This is a genomic window from Mammaliicoccus sciuri, assembly GCF_002901825.1.
GTDB lineage: Bacteria > Bacillota > Bacilli > Staphylococcales > Staphylococcaceae > Mammaliicoccus > Mammaliicoccus sciuri.
Window position 1 is genome coordinate 73008 of record NZ_PPQD01000026.1, and the last position, 22287, is coordinate 95294.

At 33.5% G+C, this 22287-nt stretch carries 21 protein-coding genes and 1 pseudogene; 1 reads left to right on the forward strand and 21 read right to left on the reverse strand.

Going from position 1 to position 22287, the window contains the following annotated elements; all coding sequences use genetic code 11:
- From deoA to CD035_RS07625, 3 genes and pseudogenes are all read right to left on the reverse strand, one after another.
- Positions 1–455: pseudogene (gene deoA, locus CD035_RS14145) on the reverse strand (pyrimidine-nucleoside phosphorylase); the annotation flags it as partial.
- 81 nt (positions 456–536) lie between these two features.
- Entirely contained in the window at positions 537–1199 is a 663-nt protein-coding gene (gene deoC, locus CD035_RS07620; protein ID WP_048540983.1) for a deoxyribose-phosphate aldolase, read from the reverse strand.
- Between the two features lie 85 nt (positions 1200–1284).
- On the reverse strand, positions 1285–2220 hold the full coding sequence (locus CD035_RS07625; RefSeq protein WP_048540985.1) for a sugar-binding transcriptional regulator: 936 nt from the start codon (positions 2218–2220) through the stop codon (positions 1285–1287).
- A gap of 112 nt (positions 2221–2332) precedes the next feature.
- On the opposite strand from CD035_RS07625, the gene deoD reads away from it, so the two are divergent.
- The gene (deoD, locus tag CD035_RS07630; RefSeq protein WP_025906394.1) at positions 2333–3043 is read left to right on the forward strand and encodes a purine-nucleoside phosphorylase; all 711 of its coding nucleotides are present in this window, start codon (positions 2333–2335) and stop codon (positions 3041–3043) included.
- 404 nt (positions 3044–3447) lie between these two features.
- Here deoD and CD035_RS07635 read toward each other — a convergent pair whose 3' ends face one another.
- From CD035_RS07635 to CD035_RS07720, 18 genes are all read right to left on the reverse strand, one after another.
- A complete protein-coding gene (locus CD035_RS07635; RefSeq protein ID WP_048540987.1) occupies positions 3448–4704 on the reverse strand; it encodes a (Fe-S)-binding protein in 1257 nt (418 codons plus the stop codon).
- A complete protein-coding gene (locus CD035_RS07640) occupies positions 4694–6103 on the reverse strand; it encodes an FAD-binding oxidoreductase (RefSeq protein ID WP_048540989.1) in 1410 nt (469 codons plus the stop codon). The genes CD035_RS07635 and CD035_RS07640 overlap by 11 nt, the downstream gene beginning before the upstream one ends.
- 140 nt (positions 6104–6243) lie before the next feature.
- Positions 6244–6687 carry a Dps family protein gene (locus CD035_RS07645; RefSeq protein WP_025906400.1) on the reverse strand — a complete coding sequence of 148 codons (444 nt, stop codon included), beginning with the start codon at positions 6685–6687 and terminating at the stop codon, positions 6244–6246.
- 184 nt (positions 6688–6871) lie between these two features.
- A complete protein-coding gene (locus CD035_RS07650) occupies positions 6872–7786 on the reverse strand; it encodes a D-ribose ABC transporter substrate-binding protein (protein ID WP_048540992.1) in 915 nt (304 codons plus the stop codon).
- A gap of 24 nt (positions 7787–7810) precedes the next feature.
- Positions 7811–8749 carry an ABC transporter permease gene (locus tag CD035_RS07655; protein WP_048540993.1) on the reverse strand — a complete coding sequence of 313 codons (939 nt, stop codon included), beginning with the start codon at positions 8747–8749 and terminating at the stop codon, positions 7811–7813.
- On the reverse strand, positions 8730–10226 hold the full coding sequence (locus CD035_RS07660) for a sugar ABC transporter ATP-binding protein (RefSeq protein ID WP_048540996.1): 1497 nt from the start codon (positions 10224–10226) through the stop codon (positions 8730–8732). Before CD035_RS07660 ends, CD035_RS07655 begins: the two co-directional genes overlap by 20 nt.
- Positions 10227–10237: 11 nt before the next feature.
- Positions 10238–10627 (reverse strand): D-ribose pyranase, encoded by a 390-nt coding sequence (gene rbsD, locus CD035_RS07665; protein WP_048540998.1) that lies wholly within the window; start codon positions 10625–10627, stop codon positions 10238–10240.
- Positions 10620–11501 carry a ribokinase gene (gene rbsK, locus CD035_RS07670; RefSeq protein WP_048541000.1) on the reverse strand — a complete coding sequence of 294 codons (882 nt, stop codon included), beginning with the start codon at positions 11499–11501 and terminating at the stop codon, positions 10620–10622. The genes rbsD and rbsK overlap by 8 nt, the downstream gene beginning before the upstream one ends.
- Position 11502: 1 nt before the next feature.
- Positions 11503–12468, reverse strand: coding sequence for a LacI family DNA-binding transcriptional regulator (locus tag CD035_RS07675; protein WP_048541002.1), 966 nt, complete (start codon positions 12466–12468; stop codon positions 11503–11505).
- Positions 12469–12534: 66 nt separating this feature from the next.
- Positions 12535–12939 (reverse strand): thiol-disulfide oxidoreductase DCC family protein, encoded by a 405-nt coding sequence (locus CD035_RS07680; RefSeq protein WP_201277786.1) that lies wholly within the window; start codon positions 12937–12939, stop codon positions 12535–12537.
- Between the two features lie 259 nt (positions 12940–13198).
- Positions 13199–14623, reverse strand: coding sequence for a Na+/H+ antiporter NhaC (gene nhaC, locus CD035_RS07685; RefSeq protein WP_048541004.1), 1425 nt, complete (start codon positions 14621–14623; stop codon positions 13199–13201).
- 127 nt (positions 14624–14750) lie between these two features.
- Complete coding sequence (locus CD035_RS07690) at positions 14751–15110, reverse strand: transcriptional regulator, SarA/Rot family (RefSeq protein ID WP_048541006.1); 360 nt, start codon at positions 15108–15110, stop codon at positions 14751–14753.
- Positions 15111–15354: 244 nt separating this feature from the next.
- Positions 15355–16728 carry an alanine/glycine:cation symporter family protein gene (locus CD035_RS07695; RefSeq protein ID WP_048541009.1) on the reverse strand — a complete coding sequence of 458 codons (1374 nt, stop codon included), beginning with the start codon at positions 16726–16728 and terminating at the stop codon, positions 15355–15357.
- Positions 16729–16868: 140 nt separating this feature from the next.
- A complete protein-coding gene (locus CD035_RS07700) occupies positions 16869–18239 on the reverse strand; it encodes an EVE domain-containing protein (protein WP_048541010.1) in 1371 nt (456 codons plus the stop codon).
- A 211-nt stretch (positions 18240–18450) separates the two neighbouring features.
- Entirely contained in the window at positions 18451–19467 is a 1017-nt protein-coding gene (locus CD035_RS07705; protein WP_048541012.1) for a LysM peptidoglycan-binding domain-containing protein, read from the reverse strand.
- A 364-nt stretch (positions 19468–19831) separates the two neighbouring features.
- Complete coding sequence (locus CD035_RS07710; RefSeq protein ID WP_048541014.1) at positions 19832–20062, reverse strand: hypothetical protein; 231 nt, start codon at positions 20060–20062, stop codon at positions 19832–19834.
- 15 nt (positions 20063–20077) lie between these two features.
- Positions 20078–21019, reverse strand: a complete 942-nt coding sequence (manA, locus tag CD035_RS07715) for a mannose-6-phosphate isomerase, class I (protein ID WP_048541016.1) — start codon at positions 21017–21019, stop codon at positions 20078–20080.
- Between the two features lie 173 nt (positions 21020–21192).
- Positions 21193–22287, reverse strand: a 1095-nt coding sequence (locus tag CD035_RS07720) for an AbgT family transporter (protein WP_229412535.1), incomplete at its 5' end; no start/stop codon positions are given.

Here is a 22287-nt window from a genome sequence, read left to right on the forward strand (position 1 = left end):
CCGATTACGGCTACTTTATCTTTATTCACTAAATCAATAAATTCTTGTTCACTAATTTCAACATGGAACCCTTCAACTGCTTCAAGTTTATCAATTGTACCACCTGTATGACCTAAACCACGTCCACTCATTTTTGCGACTGGTACGTCTAATGCTGCTACTAAAGGTGCAAGTACAAGTGTAGTTGTATCACCTACACCACCTGTAGAATGCTTATCAACTTTAATACCTTCAATTTCAGATAAATCAATTTGATCCCCTGATTCAACCATAGCCATTGTTAAGTTTGCACGTTCTTCATCTGTCATATCTTGAAAATATATAGCCATTGCTAAACTAGACGCTTGGTAATCCGGAATATCGCCTGCAGTATATCCTTTAACAAAAAATTCAATTTCTTCTTTCGTTAATTCTTTCCCGTCACGTTTCTTTGCAATTACATCAACCATTCTCATCGTTAATACCCTCCAATTTTTGTATGAATACGCTTACCTTAATCTTAAAAATTAAAGGTACTATTTCAAGTACCATTAATTTTAGTAATCTGAATCTGACGCTTCACCTTTTAAAATTTTAACGCCTGCTGAAGCACCAATACGTGTTGCACCATTATCTATCATTGTTTTAACATCTTCGTATGAACGGATACCGCCTGATGCTTTTACGCCTAAATCAGGACCAACTGTTTCACGCATTAATTTAATATCTTCTGCAGTTGCACCACCAGTTGAAAATCCTGTTGAAGTTTTAACAAAATCAGCACCTGCTGCAACAGTAAGTTCACATGCTCTCACTTTTTCAGCATCTGTTAATAATGAAGTTTCAATGATAACTTTAGTTGTTACACCGTTAGCTGCTGAAACAACACTTTCGATATCTTTTTTAACATCTTCATCTCTGCCGTCTTTTAATGCACCAATGTTGATAACCATATCTACTTCTGAAGCACCTTTTTTAATTGCATCTTCTGTTTCAAATGCTTTAACTTCACTTGTGTTAGCTCCAAGAGGGAATCCAATTACTGTACATACAAGTACATCTGTCCCTTCTAATGCTTTCTTGGCATGTGCAACGTGAGTAGGATTGACACATACTGATTTGAATCCATATTCTTTCGCTTCACTTAATAAAGCGTCAATTTGTTCCAAAGTCGTATCTGGTTTTAATGCTGTGTGATCGATATATTTAGCTAATGACATGTTGAATCCTCCTAATATTTTTTTGATTAACTCTATTATATAATGTTGTTGAACATTTGTAAAACGATAACTGAAATATTGTTCACTAATCTAATAACGCCTGTGCAGTGTATTGATCCGTAATTAAAATATTACTCAATTTACCTTCAAGTGCACCTCTAATAGAAGCGATTTTATGCTCACCTCCAGCAACTAATACTGAATGTTCTATACCTTTTAACGCATCAAGTTCAATACCTATCGTTCGATTATTAATAGCTTCGTCTGCTACTTCTCCTTTGCTATTATAAAATCTTGAACAAATATCACCTACTGCTGATTTTTTAAGCCTTTCTTTTTCTTCTTCACTCAAAAATCCAAGTTTAAATAATAGGGAAGAATCTCTTACAGTTCCTACAGTAAAAATCGCAACGTCAACTTGTCTACCTTGATCGAGTATTGATTTAATATGTCTGTCTTTTTCAACCATATCTTTAACTTCTTTTACATCAAAAATAACGGGTAACGGTAAATCTCTCGGTGTCGCATTATAAGCTTGAGCAAATCTTTCTAGAATTTGATGACTTCTCGTGTCAACATCTGAAAAACTAATACCGCCCTTCAACTGAATAATACCAATATCTTTATAATGACTTTGTTCTAGATATTGAGAGACTTGATACATCGTTTTACCCCAACTTATACCAATATTATCCCCGCTTTTCACAATTTTATTTAAATATTCAGCAGTCTTTTTACCAATTGCCGTTTGAATATTTGAATAATCGTTATAAGATGCATGTTCAACAACACAATCTTTTAAATTGTATTTCGCTTTTAAAAGTGAAGCTAAACTTTCTGCATCTTGATAAGGGTCATCAATTTTAATCGTCACAAAGCCTTGATTTTTAGCATGATTCAATAATCTTGATATAGTTGGTCTTGAAATATTTAACTTTTTCGCAATCGCTTCTTGACTCAAACCTTCTTGATAATATAGCTTTGCAATCTTGATACTATCCTTGTTCTTTTGTAAATCCATCCCTATTCACCACTTTCTTTCACTCTTATCGTACAAAAATTCGCAAAAAATTTAAACAAATGTTATCTTTAAGATGAAAAAACTTATATTTTATTTAAAGGAGAAGATAGTTATGACTCAAGGGACACCACATATTCAACCAAATGGTGTAAAAATCGCAAAAACAGTACTAATGCCGGGGGATCCATTACGTGCTAAATTTATCGCTGAAAACTTTTTAGAAAATGTAGAACAATTCAACGATGTAAGAAATATGTTAGGTTACACAGGAACTTATAAAGGTAAAGAAGTTTCTGTTATGGGTTCAGGTATGGGTATCGCTTCAATCGGTATTTATTCTTATGAACTTTATAATTTCTTTGACGTAGACACAATTATTCGTATCGGATCATGTGGTGCTATGCAAGAAGATATCAACTTATACGATATTATTATCGCTCAAGGTGCATCTACAAACTCTCGTTATGTTGATCAATTCAACGTGCCAGGTTACTTCGCACCAATCGCAGACTTCGGCTTAGTAGCAAGCGCTAAAAACAAAGCAGACGAAATCGGCGCAACATCACACGTAGGTAATATCTTCTCAAGTGATATTTTCTATAATGCAGATTCAGAAGTAACAAGCAAATGGGCAAGATTAGGTATCTTAGGCGTTGAAATGGAATCAGCTGGATTATATGTAAATGCCGCTGCAGCTGGTAAAAAAGCATTAGGTATCTTCACAGTAAGTGACCACTTATTAAGAGATGAAGCAACAACAGCAGAAGAAAGACAAAATTCATTTACACAAATGATGGAAATTGCATTAGAAATCGCAGAATAATTATAAAAAGAGAGCTGAGACGATTATTCCCGTCTCAGCTCTTTTCATTTGTGATAGTTAAGGAGTTATATAGATTGCGTTAACTTCCAGAAGTTAGATAATTAGAGGTCGCTAACTATCATTATTCTGAATTGTGGTAATTAGAAGGCTGTAACTTCCATTATTCTGAATTGTGGTAATTAGAGGGACACCTCTTACGGACATTTCTCGGAATTCTGTCCCTAACGACCACTCTTACGGACATTTCTCAGAATTCTGTCCCTAACGACGCCCATTACGGACATTTCTCAGAATTCTGTCCCTAACAACCACTCTTACGGACATTTCTCAGAATTCTGTCCCTAACAATACCTCTTACGGACATTTCTCGCCAATTATCTCTCACCATCATCTCAACATCCTCATTATTCTATACCACATGCTTCTGCTACGACTTCTACAATATGTTTAACTTGTATTTTATCTTCTAATCCTTCATTTTTAACACCTAACAGCATTTGCAAGTGACAGCCTGGATTAGATGTGATGATTAATTGTGGCTCTATTTCTTTTACGTGACTCATTTTTCGATTTAAGATTTCCATCGATGCATCATTATTCACGATATTATATATACCTGCTGAACCGCAACAGATGTCTTTTTCGGGTAATACTTTATATGTTAGTCCTTTTATTTGGTTGATTACTTTTTCAGGTTCATTGAATACATGTTGTACGTTTTGCAAGTGACATGATGGCTGATATGTGGCTTGTATATTGATCGGGTGTTCTAAATTTAAGTCAATGTCTTCTAATATAACTGATATGTCTCTCACTTTATCGACAAACTGTTCTGCTCTATCTTTCCACTCCGCTTCATTTCTCAATAAATGATCATATTCTATTAACGAAGCGCCACAACCGCCAATAGCATTGACATAATAATCTACATCGTATTTTTCTAGCGCTTCAATATTTAGTTTGGCTAATTTTCTTGCTTTATTCATTTCTCCTGCGTGATGTTGAAGTGCGCCACAACATGTTTGTTGTTTAATTTCTACAACTTGAATACTATGAGCTTCTAAAATTTTTATCGCAAGATCGTTTATATGTGAGAAAAATGAGTCCATCATGCAACCTCTGAAAAAGCCAATTGTTGTTTTTTTCGTTCTAAATGGTGTTTGGTAAGGTCGCTTATCTTTTTGAACTGGTGGCAAAATCATCGCCATATTCCCTAATCTTTCTGGTAGTAATTTTAATGCATTTGTCTTATTTAAAATGCTTGAAACAAATGACGTATGATAGAGCATCAAGCCTTTATACATCACATCTAACATATATTGACGTTCTAAAAATACAGACATGATTTGTGTGTCTAATTTTTTATTGCGCTTTTCTCTTAATACTTCGACTGCCGATTCATAAATGTCTCCATATTGAACATTCGTTGGACAAACTGTTTCACATTGTCTACAGCCTAAACATAAATCAATCGCTTCTTCTAAATCTTTAAGTTCTGCTTTACCTTCAACTGCATATTTAACAAGATTGATTCTACCTCGTGGAGAATGCTTTTCTTCTTTCATCGTTAAATATGTAGGGCAAGACGGTAAACAAAAGCCACATTGAACACAATCAAAAGTTGCATCATAAGCTAATTTTTCGATTAGATTATTCGTCATGGACTAACACAAACCTTTCATGCTTGTCTGGAAAGATTTTACCTGGATTCAGACGATTATTAGGGTCCAATGCTTGTTTTACATCTTTCATAAATTTCATGCCCGCTTCATCAAATTCGTTATACATAAATGGCTTTTTAAACAATCCAATACCATGTTCACCGCTTAATGTACCACCTAATTTCAGTGAAGCTTTAAAAATTTCAGCAACTGCTTCTTCTGCTCGTTTCATTTCTTCTGGCTTACGTTTATCCGTAATAATATTAGGATGTAAATTGCCATCTCCAGCATGCCCAAACACAACTAGATTTAATTGATAAGTTTGTCGAATTCTTTCGATTTCTTCAAAGAAAGCTGGAATTTGACTGACCGGCACACTTGTATCTTCGCTTATCTTTGTCGGTCCAAATTTTACGATAGCTGGTGACACAAGTTTACGTACTTCCCATAGTTCAGATGCTTGTTTTTCATCTTCAGCAATGATGACTTTACAGCCAGGTAGCGCAGCACATGTTTCTTCGATGATTTTCATTTCTGCTTCAAGTGCTAAAGGATGACCATCTAATTCGACTAACAATACTGACTCAGCATCAGCCGTCACATTCTCAATTGGATGTGTCGACAATACAGCATCAACACAATATTTATCCATGATTTCGATTTTAGAAGGTAATATACCTGATCTTAAAATTTTAGATACCGCTTCACCTGATGTAATGAAATCATCAAATTGCAACATTGCCGTCTTTGTATCAATCGGTTTAGGTATCAATTGTAAAGTAGCTTTTGTAATAATACCGAGCGTACCTTCTGACCCTACAATTAATTTCGTCATATCATAACCTGTAACATTTTTTACTGTGCGTCCACCACAGTGAATCACATCACCATTGGCCGTTACGACTTCTAATCCAACAACATAGTCTTTCGTCACGCCATACTTTAAGCATCTTGGTCCACCTGCATTTTCAGCTAAGTTACCCCCAATTGTTGAAACACGAGAACTGGATGGATCAGGTGGATACATCAATCCATATGATTCAGCAATTTTATGAATTTTCTCAGTGATAACGCCTGGTGAAACTTCCATCATTAAATCATTTTCGTAAACTGTGATTTCATTGTCCCATCTTGAAAAGTCCAATACTATGCCACCATGAACTGCAAGTGGTCCCCCACTTAAACTTGTACCACTACCTCTTGGATAAATTGGTACGTCATATTGATTACTTAACTTTACAATATGCACAACTTCTTCAGTAGACATTGGCTGACAAATAATATCAGGCATGTATTCACCGAAAGAAGCATCAAAACTATAACTTGAAAGATCCGCTACTTCTTTAGAAACGCGCCCATTATCTAAATGTTTCTTTAAAGCATGATAGAGTTCTTCCATGTTATCCCCCCTCAATATGAAATTATATTCATGATAGCACTGTTTACTTTAATTTTCATTTCAAGTGAATACGTTTACATTTATGATTAAAAAAATACCTAATCCAACATGTTCATGGATTAGGTATTTTTAATTCAATATTATTTTAAGAATGATTTTAACATCCAGTTGTGTTTTTCAAGACTTGTTACCATTGCTAATAACATATCACCAGTCATATCGTCGTTAACTTTTTCTGCTAATTGAATACCTTCTTCTAATTGAGCAATTACAGTTGTGAAGTCTTTAGATAATTGTTCAACCATTTGGTTTGCAGTTAAGTTTTTCTCAGCTTCTTCAATAACTGACCATTCTAATGCTTCTCTTAAAGTAGCGATTGGGTTACCTTCAATTGCTAAAATACGTTCAGCTAAATCGTCAACATACACACTTGCTTCATTGTAAAGTTCTTCAAATTTCTCATGTAGTGAGAAGAAGTTTGGTCCTTTAACATACCAGTGATAGTTGTGTAATTTAGTATATAATACTGTCCACTCTGCTACTTGTTTATTTAACGCTTCGATTACTTCTTTATTATTTGTCATTTATTTTACACTCCTCTATAGTTATCTTTTCTTGATTACATTAATTATTATATTATAATCATTCTAATCTGTCAACGATATTTAGTGATTTATTTATAATAATTATAAATAAGAGTTTAAATCTACATAAAAAGAAGGTAAAGCCTACATTAGACTTATACCTTCTTTATCGTTTTATAAACATTTATTTTGCTTTCTCAAGCTTAAGTGGAATCTTAATTTCTTTCTCAAGTTTCTTACCGTCCATCAATTTAATGATAGAGTCTACTGAAGCTTTACCCATCTTATCAGGTTGTTGAGCGACAGTTGCATCTAGTTTGCCGCTTTTAATTGCTTTCATTGCATCTTCATTACCATCAAATCCAACTACGATTACATCTTTATCACCAATTGCTTCGATAGCACCGAGTGCCATTTCATCATTGTGTGAGAATATCGCTTCTACTTCTGGATGTGCTTGTAAGATATTTTGTGTCACGTTTAATCCTTCTGCTCGATCAAACTTAGCACTTTGTTTAGCAATGACATCAAGTGATTTGTCGGCAACTTTATGGAAACCTTCTCCTCTTTCTCTTGTTGCACTTGCACCTGGAACACCTTCTAATTCGGCAACTTTCGCATTTTTACTTAATTTATCTAAAATAAACTGTCCGCCCATTTTACCGCCTTCAACGTTATCTGAAGCGATAAATGTTGCAACATCACCTTTATCAACTGATCTATCTAATGTAATAACAGGTATACCTTCATTATTTGCTGACTGAACCGCACTAGAAATTGCACTAGAATCTGTAGGATTCACAACTAAATAATCAACTTGTTGTTGAACTAAATCTTCTATATCATTTGTTTGTTTAGCTGAATCATCTCTTGCATCAACTACTTTCACTTTCATACCTTGTTTTTCAGCTTCTTTTTCAATACCTTCTTTAATTGAAACGAAGAATGGGTTATTTAATGTTGAAACACTGACACCAATCGTTATATCAGATTTTTTCTTATTTGTTTTACCTTCATTATCTTTTTTCAAAGGCGATTCAAGTGAACATGCCGCTAAAAATAACACAGTTGTCATTAGTAGTATTAATAATTTCTTCATTTGTTTTCCCCTCAATCTAATTGATTATTTTTTTCTATCTATTAATACAGCAATTAAAATAACAATACCTTTTACGACTTGTTGGTAGAATGATGATACACCTAATAAATTCAATCCGTTATTAAGTACACCTATAATAAGTACACCAATAAACGTTCCAACAATTCTACCTTTACCGCCTGTTAAAGAAGTTCCGCCTAATACAACTGCAGCGATAGCATCTAACTCATATGATGTACCAGCTGTAGGTTGAGCTGAGTTTAAACGTGATGTTAATATCGCACCTGCTAATGCAGACATTAAACCAGAAATACCATAAATTAAAATTTTCACTCTGTTCACTTTAATACCAGAAATTTTTGAAGCGACTTCATTACCACCGATAGCATATGTATGTCTACCAAATGTTGTTTTTTGTAAAATAATCGCCAATATAATAAATACAATAATCATTGTGACTGCTGGTACTGGAATACCGAAGAAATAACCTTTACCAAATAGTTGGAACATATAACTATCACCTAAATTAGTAATAGGGTTACCATCAGTAACAACGAGTGTTAAACCTCTAAATATTGTCATCGTTGCAAGTGTTGCGATGAATGGTGCCATACTCCCGAATGTTACTAATACACCGTTAAATACACCTAATAAGAAGCCACCAATTACTCCGACAATCAATGCTACGATTGGATCTAAACCACTTGTAATTAAGATTGCAGTAAATGCACTTGATAATGCGAGTATCGAACCGACTGATAAGTCTATGCCACCAGTTAAAATAACAAATGTCATACCAAAAGCAATTAACCCGTTAATTGAAACTTGTCTTAATAAGTTTAATAAATTCGATAAATCTAGAAATGCAGAGTTCATAATACTAATCACGACGATTAATAATATAAGTCCTATAAATGGAATAATTTTTTCGACTAATGAAGTCTTAGCTGTTAGTTGTTGCATGTAATTCCCCTCCTGTAGCTAATGTCATAATATTTTCTTCTGTTATATTTTCGCCTTCAACTTCACCTTTAATATTGCCTTCTTGAACAACAATAACGCGATCACTCATGCCGATAACTTCAGGTAACTCTGAAGAAATCATAATAATCGATACACCACGTTCAGTTAGCTCATTCATCAACTGATAAATTTCTCGTTTAGCACCAACGTCTATCCCTCTTGTCGGTTCATCTAAAATCAAGATTTGAGCACCTGTACCAATCCATTTTGCCAACACTACTTTTTGTTGGTTACCACCTGAAAGTGAGGATACTAGTGCTTTTCGTGGTGTCTTAATATTGAGCCTTTTGCTCATTTGATCCGCAAACACATGCGTCGCTTGTTCTTTAATAAACCCTTTATTTGAAAAGCTTTCAAGAGATGGTAGAACCATATTATGTTCGATTGAGAAATCGAGAATGAGTCCTTCATCTTTTCTATTTTCAGTAATTAAGCCTAAACCATGTTTCATTGCATCTTCCGGTGACTTAATCAATACGGATTGACCGTTAATGTCAATATCTTTATAACCTTTATCAATTCCGAACAGGCTTCTCATAATCTCAGTTCTACCAGCGCCCATTAAACCACTAAATCCTAATATTTCACCTTTTCTTAATGAGAATGAAATATCTTTGATGCCTTGTTCATCATTATTAAGAGATTTAACATGCATCAATGTTTCGCCTGGGTTGACTGTTCTTTCTGGGAATTGCTCTGTTAAGTCTCTACCTACCATCGATTTAACAATTTCATCATAATTGGTTTCACTTGTTGGTTTATACAATACAGTTTTACCATCTCTCATAACGGTAATTTCATCAGAAATCTCAAATATCTCAGCCATTCTATGTGAAATATAAACAAATGAAACGCCTTGATTTTGAAGATTTTTAATGAGTTTAAACAACTGTGTGATTTCTTTATCTGTAAGTGCTGCAGTTGGTTCATCCATGATGATAATTTTTGCATTGGTCATTAAAGCTTTAGCAATTTCTATCATTTGTTGTTCACCGATTGAACATTTTCCTGCAACTTTCTTCAATGAGATATTAAAGTTTAATTTTCCAAAGACTTTTAATGCTTCTTGTTTCATTTTCTTCTCATTTAATATGCCAAATTTATTTCGCATTTCTTTCCCGATAAATAAATTTTCAAGTACTGTTAACTCTGGCCAAATATTAAGCTCTTGATGTATAAACGTAATACCTGCTTCTTCTGACATTTGAGCATCTTTAAAGACAACTTCTTGATTGTGATAATTAATTTGACCTGCATCTTTTTCATGAATACCAACAAGAATCTTCATTAAAGTAGATTTCCCTGCACCATTTTCTCCCATAAGTGCATGAACTGAAGCTTCTTTTAATTTAAAATCTACGCCTGTTAACACTTTATTTTGGCCAAACGCTTTATGTACACCAGACATTTCTAACATGAAATCCCTCCTTAAAATAAAACATCACTTTCTAATATGACGTTTGCATATGGTGTTGCTTCCCCTGTTCTTATAATAGCGACAGTATCTTGTGTTAATTTTTTAAATGCTTCGTGTGATACAAATTCTCTTTCAACATCTGTTTCTTTAATCTTTTCATAAAGTGGTGAATTATCAGTCTTAATTTCTTCTGCAAAAATCATTTTCTGTACAGACATATGTTCTAACAAAATATCGTAAACGCTTTCAAAACTTGGTACACCAAAAGTCAGTGCTAAATCAATTTTTCGCACGCCTTTTGGTACTGGTAAACCACAATCTGCGATCACAATACGATCTGTATGACCAAGATCGCTTAATACTTTAGAAATTTCACTGTTTAATATCCCTGTCTTATACATCCCATTCTCCTTTAATATCTTGTAATGTTGGCATTCCACCTTGTGCACCTAATCCAGTTACTGAATGACTTGCTGCTAAATTAGCAAATGCTAATGCTTGATCTAAGCTGTATTCTTTTTGAAGCGCTACTGCAAATGCACCATTAAATGTATCTCCAGCACCTGTCGTATCTTTCACTTCACGTTTATAACCTGGTACTTGAACTTTTTCTTTACCATTATGATAAGCTGCACCTTTATCACCTAAAGTTACAATCAATTTCATTGGATAAGCTGCTAACGCTTCATCTAATTCACCTTTAAACATCTCATCACTTTCTGTTTCGTTTGGTGTTAAATAATCAACTTTTTCGATAACAGTGTGACTAATCTCTCGATATGGTGCAGGATTCAGTATTGAAATCAAACCGTGCTCTGAACAATATTCAACCGCAAACTCCACAGTTTCACTTGGAATTTCTTGTTGTAATAAAACGATATCTCCTTCAGACAATGCTTCTAGATGTTTTTTTACATAGTCTGGTGTCACTTCATTGTTAGCTGAAGGTACGACAATAATACTATTATCTTGTTCAGATAATGTTATATGTGCTGTTCCCGATGGCATTTGTGTAACGGGTTCCACACCATACACAATAACGTGATTATTTTGAAGATTTTCGTATATTTCTTTACCAAAATCATCATCGCCAACTCTACCAATCATATGTACATTATCGCCTAATCTTGCAGCTGCGACTGCTTGGTTCGCACCTTTCCCACCAGGTGTTGTAAAGAAATCGTCCCCAAGAATTGTTTCTCCTTTACCTGGTCTTTTAGACGCTGATACAACTAAATCTATAGACATACTTCCGATAACTGTAATTTTATTCATATTAATCTCTCCTTGTTGATTGTCGTTCTACTAAAGTAACATCTAATATTTGATGATGTTCTCTTTGTTTACCTTCCAACTGTTTAATCAATTGTTGACAAGCTTTTTGACCAATTAAATAAGCAGGTTGATGAATCGTTGTTAAACTCGGTGAATATGTACGTGATAACGGAATATCATCATATCCAACAACTTGTATATCATCTGGTACTTTATATTGATGATTATAAAGAATACTCATGACGTTAAATGCACCTACATCATTACTACAAATAATACTATCAATGTCGTGTTCTTTAATTAAGTTGAGAAAATCATCTTCTGATAAAGATAATTCATTAGCTGAGATATACTTGATGCCCGCTTCATCTAACATTAACTTCGCACCATTGAATCGCTCTCTAAATGATTTGTAATTTAAGTCTTGTTCTAAAATAAGAACAGATTTGGCTTTACCATTTATCACTGCTTGAGCTTGAAGTTGTCCACCTTTGTAATGATTTGTTTCAACAAATTCATGATCTTCGTACACACGGTCTAACAGAACAAAAGGCATATTATACGATTTAAATGAATCAAAAGTTTCCTTACTCGATAATTGTGAAGCAATAATACCACTACAATTATGTACGTTAAATGTATTTAAATAAGCAAGTTCTTTCTCATCATTGCCATCACCATTTCCAATAATGATATGATAGCCCATCGCCATCGCTTCATCTTCAACACCTCTAGCAACTACTGTAAAAAAAGGGTTACTCATATCTGGTAACAATAGTCCTATCATTCTAGATTGTCGTTTATATAAAGTTCTTGCTGTTTCGTTAGGTCGATAATTTAATTCTTGAATTGCTTTATCAATTTTATCTTGTGTTTCCTTCTTAACATAACCACTTTTATTAAGCGCTCTAGATACAGTAGCAACAGATACTCCTGCATGTTGCGCAACTTGTTTAATTGTTGCCATACTTCAACTTCCTTTTGTGTAACCGTTTACACAAAAGGATATCACGCAATCTTTATTTATGCAATATTAATTTAAAAAATATTTTCTTTCTTCAGGTGTCGGTATCTTACATTCGTTTTTCAAAATCACTTTATGTCTGATTTTGGCAAATACATCGTAACCAACATCTCGAACACATCTCGGTATCCATTTCAAAGCCCACCCCAATAGTTGATAGCCTTTTATTTGATATAATAAATGAATAATCGCACTTGATTTAATCAATACTTTGTCACCATCTACAACGATAATACTATCAATTTTTTGCAAGTCAGGTCGAACATCAATTAAATGATCACCATATGAAGATTCAAGTTGAGCAAATTGAAAACGAGTCGAAATCTTATGATGAATTAACCACATCACAGCACGATTACAGTATCCACAATCCCCATCATAATAAACAATAGCGATAACAATCACTCCAATCATTATTTTCTTTAACGTAACACGACAGTATGATAAATAAAAGTTTTACGGACACAATTCCGAATAATGTCCCTAACGATAAAAAAGAGACTGGGACATAATGTAATGTCTCAGTCTCTTGTAGTATCTTGGCAGTAGATGACTGAATTGAAATGCGCTTGTACCAAGCTTTTTCAACTCTAGTCATCCTTGCCGGGGCGGGACTACGAAATCTTTTTTTACAAATTAGATTTCTGTCCCGCTCCCCTCTTCATTTCTATTATTAAGTAGCTTGTTTTTTAAATTCTTTATATTCTTCTTCATTAATTTTGATAATTTTAAATCCTACATATCCAAAGATGATGGATATAATTGGTACTGTATAATTAAAGATTGCATAAATACCATATTCTAATACATTCACATTCAATGTTTGGGCGATAAATACCCCACATGTATTCCATAAGAAGAATACTGAAGTTACTGTACCACCGTCTTCAAGTGCACGTGATAAGTTTTTCGGATGTAGCCTTCTTTCCAAAAATGTATTAATGTACATTCTTGAAGGAACTACAATCGATATGTATTGCTCTGAGCATGAAGCGTTTGTACCTATACATGAGATAATAACAGATGCTATTAAACCACCAGTACCTTTTGCGATTTTTAAAATTTTTGTAATGATAGCTTTCAGCATGCCTGAGTATTCTAGGATGCCTCCAAATGTCATAGCAACTATAGTCATTGAAATTGTATAGAACATGGATTCTAATCCACCTCTGTTGAACAATTCTTTAACTAAGTCGTTTTTTGTTTCTAGTACAAAACCAGTTTGTAATGTTTTCACACTGTCATGAAGACTACCACCTTGAATAAATATTTGTGATAAGAATCCTAAGACAATACCGACGACTAAAGCTGGGATTGCTGGTACTTTAAATGCTACTAATATTATAACAATTACGGGTACGAGCAGCAGCCACGGTGAAATTGTAAATTTATTTAGCATTTCACTATTGATAGCATCAATTTTTGCTTGATCCATATTACCAGCTGAAAATTGTTGTCCTAAAATAAAAAATACAATTAGTGAAATGATAACGGCAGGTACTGTCGTATAGAACATGTGTTTAATATGATCGAATAAATCCGTACCTGTTAGTCCTGCTGCTAAGTTTGTCGTATCTGATAATGGACTCATCTTATCACCAAAGTATGATCCAGATATAATAGCTCCGGCTATCATGCCAGCTGGAATATCCATACTTAATCCGATTCCCATACCTGCTACACCAACTGTTGCCATTGTTGACCAACTACTACCAATTGCTAATGATACGATTGCACAAATAACTGCGATGGTTACTAAAAATAATGATGGCGTTATTAATTTCAAGCCATAGTAAATCATTGTGGCTACTACGCCTCCACCTATCCAAGCACCAATGATCAGTCCAACTAAAATGATAATGACGATTGCTGGTAAGGCTAGCCTAATACCTTTATACATCATTTCTTCAATGTCTTGCCAGCTATAACCATGATAGTACGCTACAATTGCAGCAATTGCTGTTCCTATCATTAACGGTATGTGCGGAGCTTGTTCTAAAACGACTACCGTAAATAACATACTGATAATCATAAATAAAAATGGCACAACGGCCCAAAAGAAACTAATCTCTTTCTTAGATGTACTATTCTTCTCCATAGATAACCTCCTAAAATAAAGCGCTTACATTTATAATTTTAATATTTCATGCTACATAATACAATGCCATAATTACAAAGCCTGGACAAATATTTATGTGCCAGGCTCATACTTATAACTCATATAACTATTCATTAAGCATATATATAACTTCTTGCATAATTTCATTGAATTCTTCTTTATATTCATTGTTAAAACGTAAAATTACTGCTCGTTCGTCTGATTTTAAGCGATTTTTTAATATGTATCTTTTCTCAAATAAACGTTTGATCGCTCTCGCTGATTTATTTTGTTTAATATAGCCTTTTTCAATAGCATCTTTAAGATGTACTTCTTCCACTTCATTTAATTTCATTAAAAAGAAAAATTCATGCTTCTTTAGACCATACTTTTGTTCAATAACTAAAAAGATATTATCAATTTTATTTTGCTGATCGAAAAACGCTGAACATGTTGAAATTGCTTCTGAATAAGATTGAGTCTTCATAGTCTGACCTCCTGTTTTTTCCATTAATTAGATTTTCTTAAAATAATTTTAACACAAAATTAAATAACATCAATATGGAATTTAAATATATATTTGACAATTTATGTATTTTTATAGCAGTTAATTATCAAACCGAATTGACTAACTCACAAAGTGCATAGAAGTACTATAATTTTACAAATAAAAAAAGATTATAACTGTAATCGTTATAATCTTTTTCTTGTATTCAATTAATTGTAGATACTTACTTTTTAGTTTTATCTTTTAAATAGAATTCTTTTCCAGTAAAGAATTCTGTTGTTAAACTTTTAACTTTAGGCGCTAACATCACGACTGCGATAATATTTGGAATCAATATACATGCAAGTGCAATGTCTAATAAATTCCAGAGTTGTGTACCAGCACCGAATGCACCAAGTGCGATTGATAGTACATAAACAATCTTCATAATAAATCCTGCCGTTAAGCCAAATAAATATTCTGCCATTCTTGAACCATAGTATATAACAACAATGATTGTTGAGAATACGAAGAAGACCATAGAGATAGAAACAATCCAGCTTCCAAATGTTCCAAATGCATTGTAAAATGCACGAGCTGTAAGTGCAGCAGATTGTTCTTTAGCATCATTATCTTTCCAAACATCAGATACTAAAACGACAAATGCTGTCGTACTACATATGATTAATGTATCTACAACAATTTCACTTACACTCCAGAATGCTTGTCTTACAGGATGGTCAGTCTTTGCAGCCGCATGTGCAATTGGTGACGTACCAAGACCTGCTTCATTCGAATAAATACCACGTGCAAATCCCCAACGTACTGTTGTGGCTAACGCAGCACCGAAACTACCACCTAATGCCGCATCTGGATTAAAAGCCTTCTCAACAACTAAAGCAATTACGCTAGGCACATGTTGAATATTCAGTATAATAATCAAGAAGCCCATAATACAATATAAGCCTACCATAACCGGTACGATCATTTCGGTAAATGTTGCAATACGCTGAATACCACCAAATACAACTAAAGCTGCAATAACAGCTAGTACAATTCCTGTTATACCCATGTGAATATCGAATGTATCTTGTACAGTACTTGCTGCTGAATTCCCTTGTACCATAATACTTGGGATAAGTTCAATCATTAAAGCAAATGCAAATACAAACGAGAATACTAGTCCGACTTTTTTATTTTTGAAACCTTTTTTCATATAATATGTAGGTCCACCAACAAATTCTCCTTTATCGTTTTTCTCACGATAATATATACCTAGTACATTTTCGGAATATTTTAATGCCATTCCTAGAAACGCGATCACTAACATCCAAAATACTGCACCAGGTCCACCCATCATAATGGCTGTAGGTACACCGACAATGTTTGCCGCACCTACTGTTGATGATAAAGCAGACGTTAACGCTTGCCTCGGAGTAATCGTACCTTCTCCTTTAGGCTCTTTATTAATACTTCCAAAAGTTTGTTTCATCATGTAACCAAAATGTCTGAATTGAATTAAACCTAAATACAATGTTAAAAATAAGCTTGATACTAATAAAAGTGTGACGATTGGATACCCCCATAACCAATCTGAGAATGCTACGATTTTCTCCATAAAATGACCCCTTTGCTATTTTATTTGTGAAATATAAACCAAGCATAATTCTATATTACAGAATATTCTGCAATTTATAAACCTTTAAAAATATAAAAACGGAATAAAATCTTAAGTGTTAAGATTTTATTCCGTCTATTTTATCCTACATGTAATACTCTACAATGTTTTAAAAATTGATGTGAGTATTGTTCTTTAATTTCTTCAATCGAACCATAACATAAACCAATCATGCGCCATTTAGGATTATGACGATAGAATGAGTCTTTTTCTAAACTCCACTTCACCATTTTACCTTCGTGATTATATCTTGGTAATGTCATTTCGTGGCCATCAAGCACATTTAAGAATAATTGAAAGATTTCTGGATCTATTCTTTCAAACTGGTCAATCACTAGCCATTCTCTTTCTGAGTTCGTAATATGTCCTGTAATGAAACCTTCTCTATAATATAAAGCGCCACTTTCATTTGGTAAATATCGACCATATAACATTTCTTCTGAGAAATCAGGATGACCTACTGTATATATACCTTTAGCAAGTTCACGTTCAACATAATGTTTCGCTTTTTTCAAACCGTCTTCCTTATTGTCACAAAGCATTAAAATAATAGGTTTATCTTTTTTAGGTTCATTTTCCTGCTCACGTTGCACAGACATCTCATATTGATTGCTAGAACTTTCTTTGTACGTCCCGTTACTCATATCTATCATTGCATCATATTGTGCTTTTGTTAAATTAGCAATAGATTGTTTTGAACTATCTTGCAAGAAATATAATTTCTTTAAAGTTTGATGTCTATTTAATTCGCCAATATTCACAGGATTAATATCTTCATGATATTTAACTTCAATACACGTAGAATCTGTTCTACCTGGTTGTGGTGGCAACTTATGTATACTATCTGACACTTCCCCAGTTCCTATTATAGACTGATTAGCATTTCTACTTAAAAATATAATCTGGTCTCCTATTTCTAACTGAGTATAGTATGTATAACCATTTCTCTTTATACCATTTACAGTATGTGTAAAAATTGTATACGTTTGCTCTTCTTCAAATTGAATTTCTTCTGTTAGTAAGAAATACCTAGGAATTTTTATAGCGCCTTGTCCCAAGCCTATAATTAATTCGAATTCTTCTTTCGTAATTCGATTAAACAATTGTTCTGTCATCTGTTTAATTCTAGATTCTAATTGTTCACTTCTCTTTAAATATTCAATAGATAACATTGTTAAAGATTGCTCAAACTTAAATTGGATACTTACTTTTTGATTACCACCCGTTTGAACTTGTAAGATCTCACCGAACCCAAGTAAGCCGACTTGATTTTGTACTTGATAATAAATCACTTTATCTCCTGGTTTGGCTGTCTTAAATGCATGATAGCCTTGCGTTGGATTAAAGCTTGCACCTGATTCAAACACTGCAGTTTGGCCTTCTAATGGTTCCGTATGACGCCACCTATTATATCCACAATTTAACCAAAAGTAGTTTCTTTCTTCAGACATATGTATACTCCTTAATATCTATAATGATCGATTTTCATAATGATGTTTACTTTGATATCTTAACTTTTTCATATAATAATTACGCTTAAAATTTACTTTTTTAACAACACATTAATATTAACATTGTATAAGACATTCACACTCATGTCTATGTTTACAATCATAAAAAAAGAGCCGAGGACACATCATAATGTCCAAGACTCTTCACTGATTAATGTATAAAATTATAGCTTGAAACTTGAGAAGCTGGTACCGTTCTGTAAGTTAGTACTCCTGGTGATGAACTAAAGTTCATTTCTGATACTTGAATACTTCCATTTGAATTAATTCTTTCAACAAATGATACATGGCCATAGTATCCAGCTGATGATTGAAGGATTGATCCTACTGCTGGTCTATGATTGACTACATAACCGTCTTTAGCAGCTGCACTTGCCCAGTTATTTGCATTCCACCAATAAGTACTAATTGGTTTACCTATAGCTTGACGACGATTAAATACATGCCAAGTACATTGACCCCAGTCGTATAAGTTTTGATGATTGAATGTCGGTGATGTGTATCCACTGTTGTTATTTGAATTAGAAGTAGAACCTGAGCTTGAAGTTGTTCCACTCACTTTTAATTTTTGTCCCGGATAAATGATAAAGTTTGACAAACCGTTTAATGACATAATTTTTTGGTATGTCGTTCCATATCTAGCTGCAATCGCTGATAGTGAATCTCCTGACTTAACTGTATAAGTAGAAGTGCTGCTTGAAGCATTTGACGCTCCGCTATTACTAGAGCTACCCGTGTTACTACTAGAAGTTGCTGTACCATTAACTTTTAATTTTTGTCCCGGATAAATAATTGTGTTGCTTAACCCATTCAATGACATAATTTTTTGATACGTTGTACCATATTTACCAGCAATAACCCCTAATGTATCTCCCGATTTTACTGTGTAATATGTCGTTGATGAAGTTGAAGTATTACTTGAGCTCGTGTTTGATGTACTTGATGAATTTGAAGTTCCAGGAACTTGCAATACTTGATTAGGAAAAATAAGGTTTGAACTTAATTTATTTAAGCTTTTAATTTTCGCAATCGTTGTATTATGTTTATCAGCAATCAGCCATAAAGAATCTCCACTTTTAACTTTATAAGTTGCTGCTTCCGCTTGATGAGAAGATACTGCAACTGCCACCGAAGCACCAACAAATGCCGCTATTGTCTTTTTCTTCAAAATAACTTACCTCCATCTTCTTACAGTTTTTTTATGAATTCTTATTAATTATACACCGTAATGTTTATCGTTTATATTACAGTTTTATTTCATTTTCATTAATCCTATAATAGTATATTACTTTTAAAGATTAATTAGAAAATGAACAAATATAATAAATCGCATATTATAAATAGCGCAAGGTAAATTGAGGAGGTGGGTAGGAAGATAATATGCGTGAGTCTTCGTGCAGTACACCCTGATTTTGTACCCTAGCGCACGATATCTACGAGTCTTCGTGCGTTACATCTTGATTTTGTACCCTATCATACATAAAAACAGTAGAAATTCTATTACAGAATTTCTACTGTTGATTTATTATGATTTATACGATCAGCGATAACCCTGCTAAGCATGGCATAAGATTGACTAATATGCCGCCTATTTTGAGTCCTGCTGATATGTCTTTATCTTTTAATGTAGAGATTGCAAGTATTAAACCAATTAACGCAATGATAAATGGTATGACTGGCGTTGGATACTTAGGCATTCCGAAAAACAAACCTAATCCTGCAATGACTGCACATACTAATGATAAATATAGAAATTTTTTCATTTGATAGACCCCTATCTACACATAACTAATGATGACTTCTAATTCACCATTTATGTGATTATCTAAATCATCTGCTGTCATGATTAAATGATCGCCTTTTTCTACTTCAAATACATTACCATCTGTAATAATTTCTCCGCTTCCAGCTATCACACTTACTAAGCAATAGTCTCTAGGTTTTCTAAAATTAAATGTCCCACTAATTTCCCACTTTGCAACTGTAAAGAAGTCGCTTTCGATTAATAATGTTCCTTTTTGTTCTTCATCATCAATCTTTTTAGGTGGTACATTTGGACTTTGTGCACCTACTGTTATAACGTCGATACTCTTATCTAAATGAAGTTCCCTCTTCTTGCCGTCTTTATCAATTCTGTCATAATCATAAATTCTATATGTTGTATCAGAATTTTGTTGTGTTTCTAGAATCATTATACCGCTACCTATTGCGTGAACTGTTCCACTAGGTACATAGAAGAAGTCTCCTTTTTCTACTTTTACGCGTTTAAATAAATGATCCCAATCTTCATTCTGTATAAATTCTTCTAATTGTTGTTTTGTGTTTGCGTATGTTCCATATATAATTTCTGCATCTTCTTTAGCATCTATAATATACCAACATTCTGTCTTACCAAATTCACCGTTTTCATGTTCACGTGCATATGTATCATCAGGATGTACTTGTACAGATAGTTGATCATTTGCATCAAGAATCTTAGTTAATAATGGGAACTTTTCTTCTGTAGGATTACCGAAAAGTTCTGGGTGATTTAACCAAACTTCATCTAAAGTTTGTCCTTTGTATGGTCCGTTTGCGATTTCGTTTGGCCCATTTACATGTGCAGATATTCCCCAACATTCACCGATTCGTCCTTCAGGCAGGTTATATCCCATATTTTCTAAATTTCTACCACCCCATATACGTTCTTTGAATACAGGCTTTAAAATTAATGGAGACATTCAATCATCCTTTTCTTATTGTTGTTATATATTGTATACCGCTTATTTTTATAATCGTTTTAATGTACCAATGGTGATTGTACCATAACGACACTATATTGTGGAATACTCATAACACAGATAGATCGAATTTATAACTATTATTAATTTTATAATTATTAAAATGCATAATACTATTTATTAAAATAAATATCTCCTCCTGGTCCTAGAGGTATACCAAGTAAGTACCATATAATCATAAATAATGGCCAAACGATTCCTAACACAATTGAATATGGCATTAAACTAGATATTAATGTACCTAGTTTCATATTTTTATCATATTTTTGAGCATATGAAAGTAATAATGGTAAATATGGCATCATCGGTGTAATCGGATTTGTAATGGAGTCTCCGATACGATAAACCATTTGTGTAAATGCTGGATGATAGCCTAATAACATAAACATTGGTATAAAGATTGGTGCTAATATTGCCCATTTAGCTGAGGCACTTCCGATTAATAGATTGATAAGACTACTTAAAATTATAAATCCAATAATCAAGATGACTCCATTTTGACCTTGCAATAATTCTGCACCTTTTACAGAGATCACAATACCTAAATTGCTCCATTCTAAATATGCTAAAAGTTGAGCAGCAAAAAATACAATAACGATAAAGCTACCCATTGTGGACATGGAATCTGATAACATTTTTCCTAAATCTTTTGTATTTGAGATTTTCCCGGAAAGAATACCATATACAAATCCAGGCACGAAAAAGATAACTAAAATAATGATACCTACACCATCCATCAATGGTGCTTTATCAATTAAACTACCTGTCTTTGGATTTCTTAACCAACCATTTTCAGGAATCGCTAAAGCAAGTAATAACGCTACAACAACAAAGAAACTAATATTCGCAAACTTCAATGCTTTACTTTCTTTTGCACTAATTTCATTATCATCACTTTGATTCTCAGAACCTTCATCAGGTTTATATATACCTAAACGCGGAATAACGACTTTCATACTGACGTAATAAATAGCTGGTAATAATATAATTGTTGATGCTGCAATAAAATACCAGTTCATCGCGACATTTAAATTGATATCTTTATCAATTATTTCAGCTGCTGGTTTCGTAAACGCATATACTAACGCATCACTCATACCTAATGTAACGTTCGCAGCAAATGCACCTAGTGCTGAGGCATAAGCCATCGCAAGTCCAGCAATCGGATGATAACCTAACTTTATAAAGACTAATGCTGTTAATGGTGG

What these genes read in the sequence shown, in the direction of transcription:
- CD035_RS07640 (WP_048540989.1), bottom strand. Translation starts at nt 6,103, where the DNA reads ATGGAAGAACTCTATCATGCTTTAAAGAAACATTTAGATAATGGGCGC.
- CD035_RS07675 (WP_048541002.1), bottom strand. Translation starts at nt 12,468, where the DNA reads ATGGCAACAATTAAACAAGTTGCGCAACATGCAGGAGTATCTGTTGCT.
- CD035_RS07710 (WP_048541014.1), bottom strand. Translation starts at nt 20,062, where the DNA reads ATGAAAAAATTTCTATATTTATCATTAGTATGTGCAGTCATTGCAGGA.
- nhaC (WP_048541004.1), bottom strand. Translation starts at nt 14,623, where the DNA reads ATGGAGAAGAATAGTACATCTAAGAAAGAGATTAGTTTCTTTTGGGCC.
- CD035_RS07695 (WP_048541009.1), bottom strand. Translation starts at nt 16,728, where the DNA reads ATGGAGAAAATCGTAGCATTCTCAGATTGGTTATGGGGGTATCCAATC.
- CD035_RS07660 (WP_048540996.1), bottom strand. Translation starts at nt 10,226, where the DNA reads ATGTTAGAAATGTCTGGTGTACATAAAGCGTTTGGCCAAAATAAAGTG.
- CD035_RS07645 (WP_025906400.1), bottom strand. Translation starts at nt 6,687, where the DNA reads ATGACAAATAATAAAGAAGTAATCGAAGCGTTAAATAAACAAGTAGCA.
- deoD (WP_025906394.1), top strand. Translation starts at nt 2,333, where the DNA reads ATGACTCAAGGGACACCACATATTCAACCAAATGGTGTAAAAATCGCA.
- rbsD (WP_048540998.1), bottom strand. Translation starts at nt 10,627, where the DNA reads ATGTATAAGACAGGGATATTAAACAGTGAAATTTCTAAAGTATTAAGC.
- CD035_RS07690 (WP_048541006.1), bottom strand. Translation starts at nt 15,110, where the DNA reads ATGAAGACTCAATCTTATTCAGAAGCAATTTCAACATGTTCAGCGTTT.
- deoC (WP_048540983.1), bottom strand. Translation starts at nt 1,199, where the DNA reads ATGTCATTAGCTAAATATATCGATCACACAGCATTAAAACCAGATACG.
- CD035_RS07655 (WP_048540993.1), bottom strand. Translation starts at nt 8,749, where the DNA reads ATGCAACAACTAACAGCTAAGACTTCATTAGTCGAAAAAATTATTCCA.
- CD035_RS07625 (WP_048540985.1), bottom strand. Translation starts at nt 2,220, where the DNA reads ATGGATTTACAAAAGAACAAGGATAGTATCAAGATTGCAAAGCTATAT.
- manA (WP_048541016.1), bottom strand. Translation starts at nt 21,019, where the DNA reads ATGTCTCCATTAATTTTAAAGCCTGTATTCAAAGAACGTATATGGGGT.
- CD035_RS07635 (WP_048540987.1), bottom strand. Translation starts at nt 4,704, where the DNA reads ATGACGAATAATCTAATCGAAAAATTAGCTTATGATGCAACTTTTGAT.
- rbsK (WP_048541000.1), bottom strand. Translation starts at nt 11,501, where the DNA reads ATGAATAAAATTACAGTTATCGGAAGTATGTCTATAGATTTAGTTGTA.
- CD035_RS07680 (WP_201277786.1), bottom strand. Translation starts at nt 12,939, where the DNA reads ATGATTGGAGTGATTGTTATCGCTATTGTTTATTATGATGGGGATTGT.
- CD035_RS07700 (WP_048541010.1), bottom strand. Translation starts at nt 18,239, where the DNA reads ATGTCTGAAGAAAGAAACTACTTTTGGTTAAATTGTGGATATAATAGG.
- CD035_RS07650 (WP_048540992.1), bottom strand. Translation starts at nt 7,786, where the DNA reads ATGAAGAAATTATTAATACTACTAATGACAACTGTGTTATTTTTAGCG.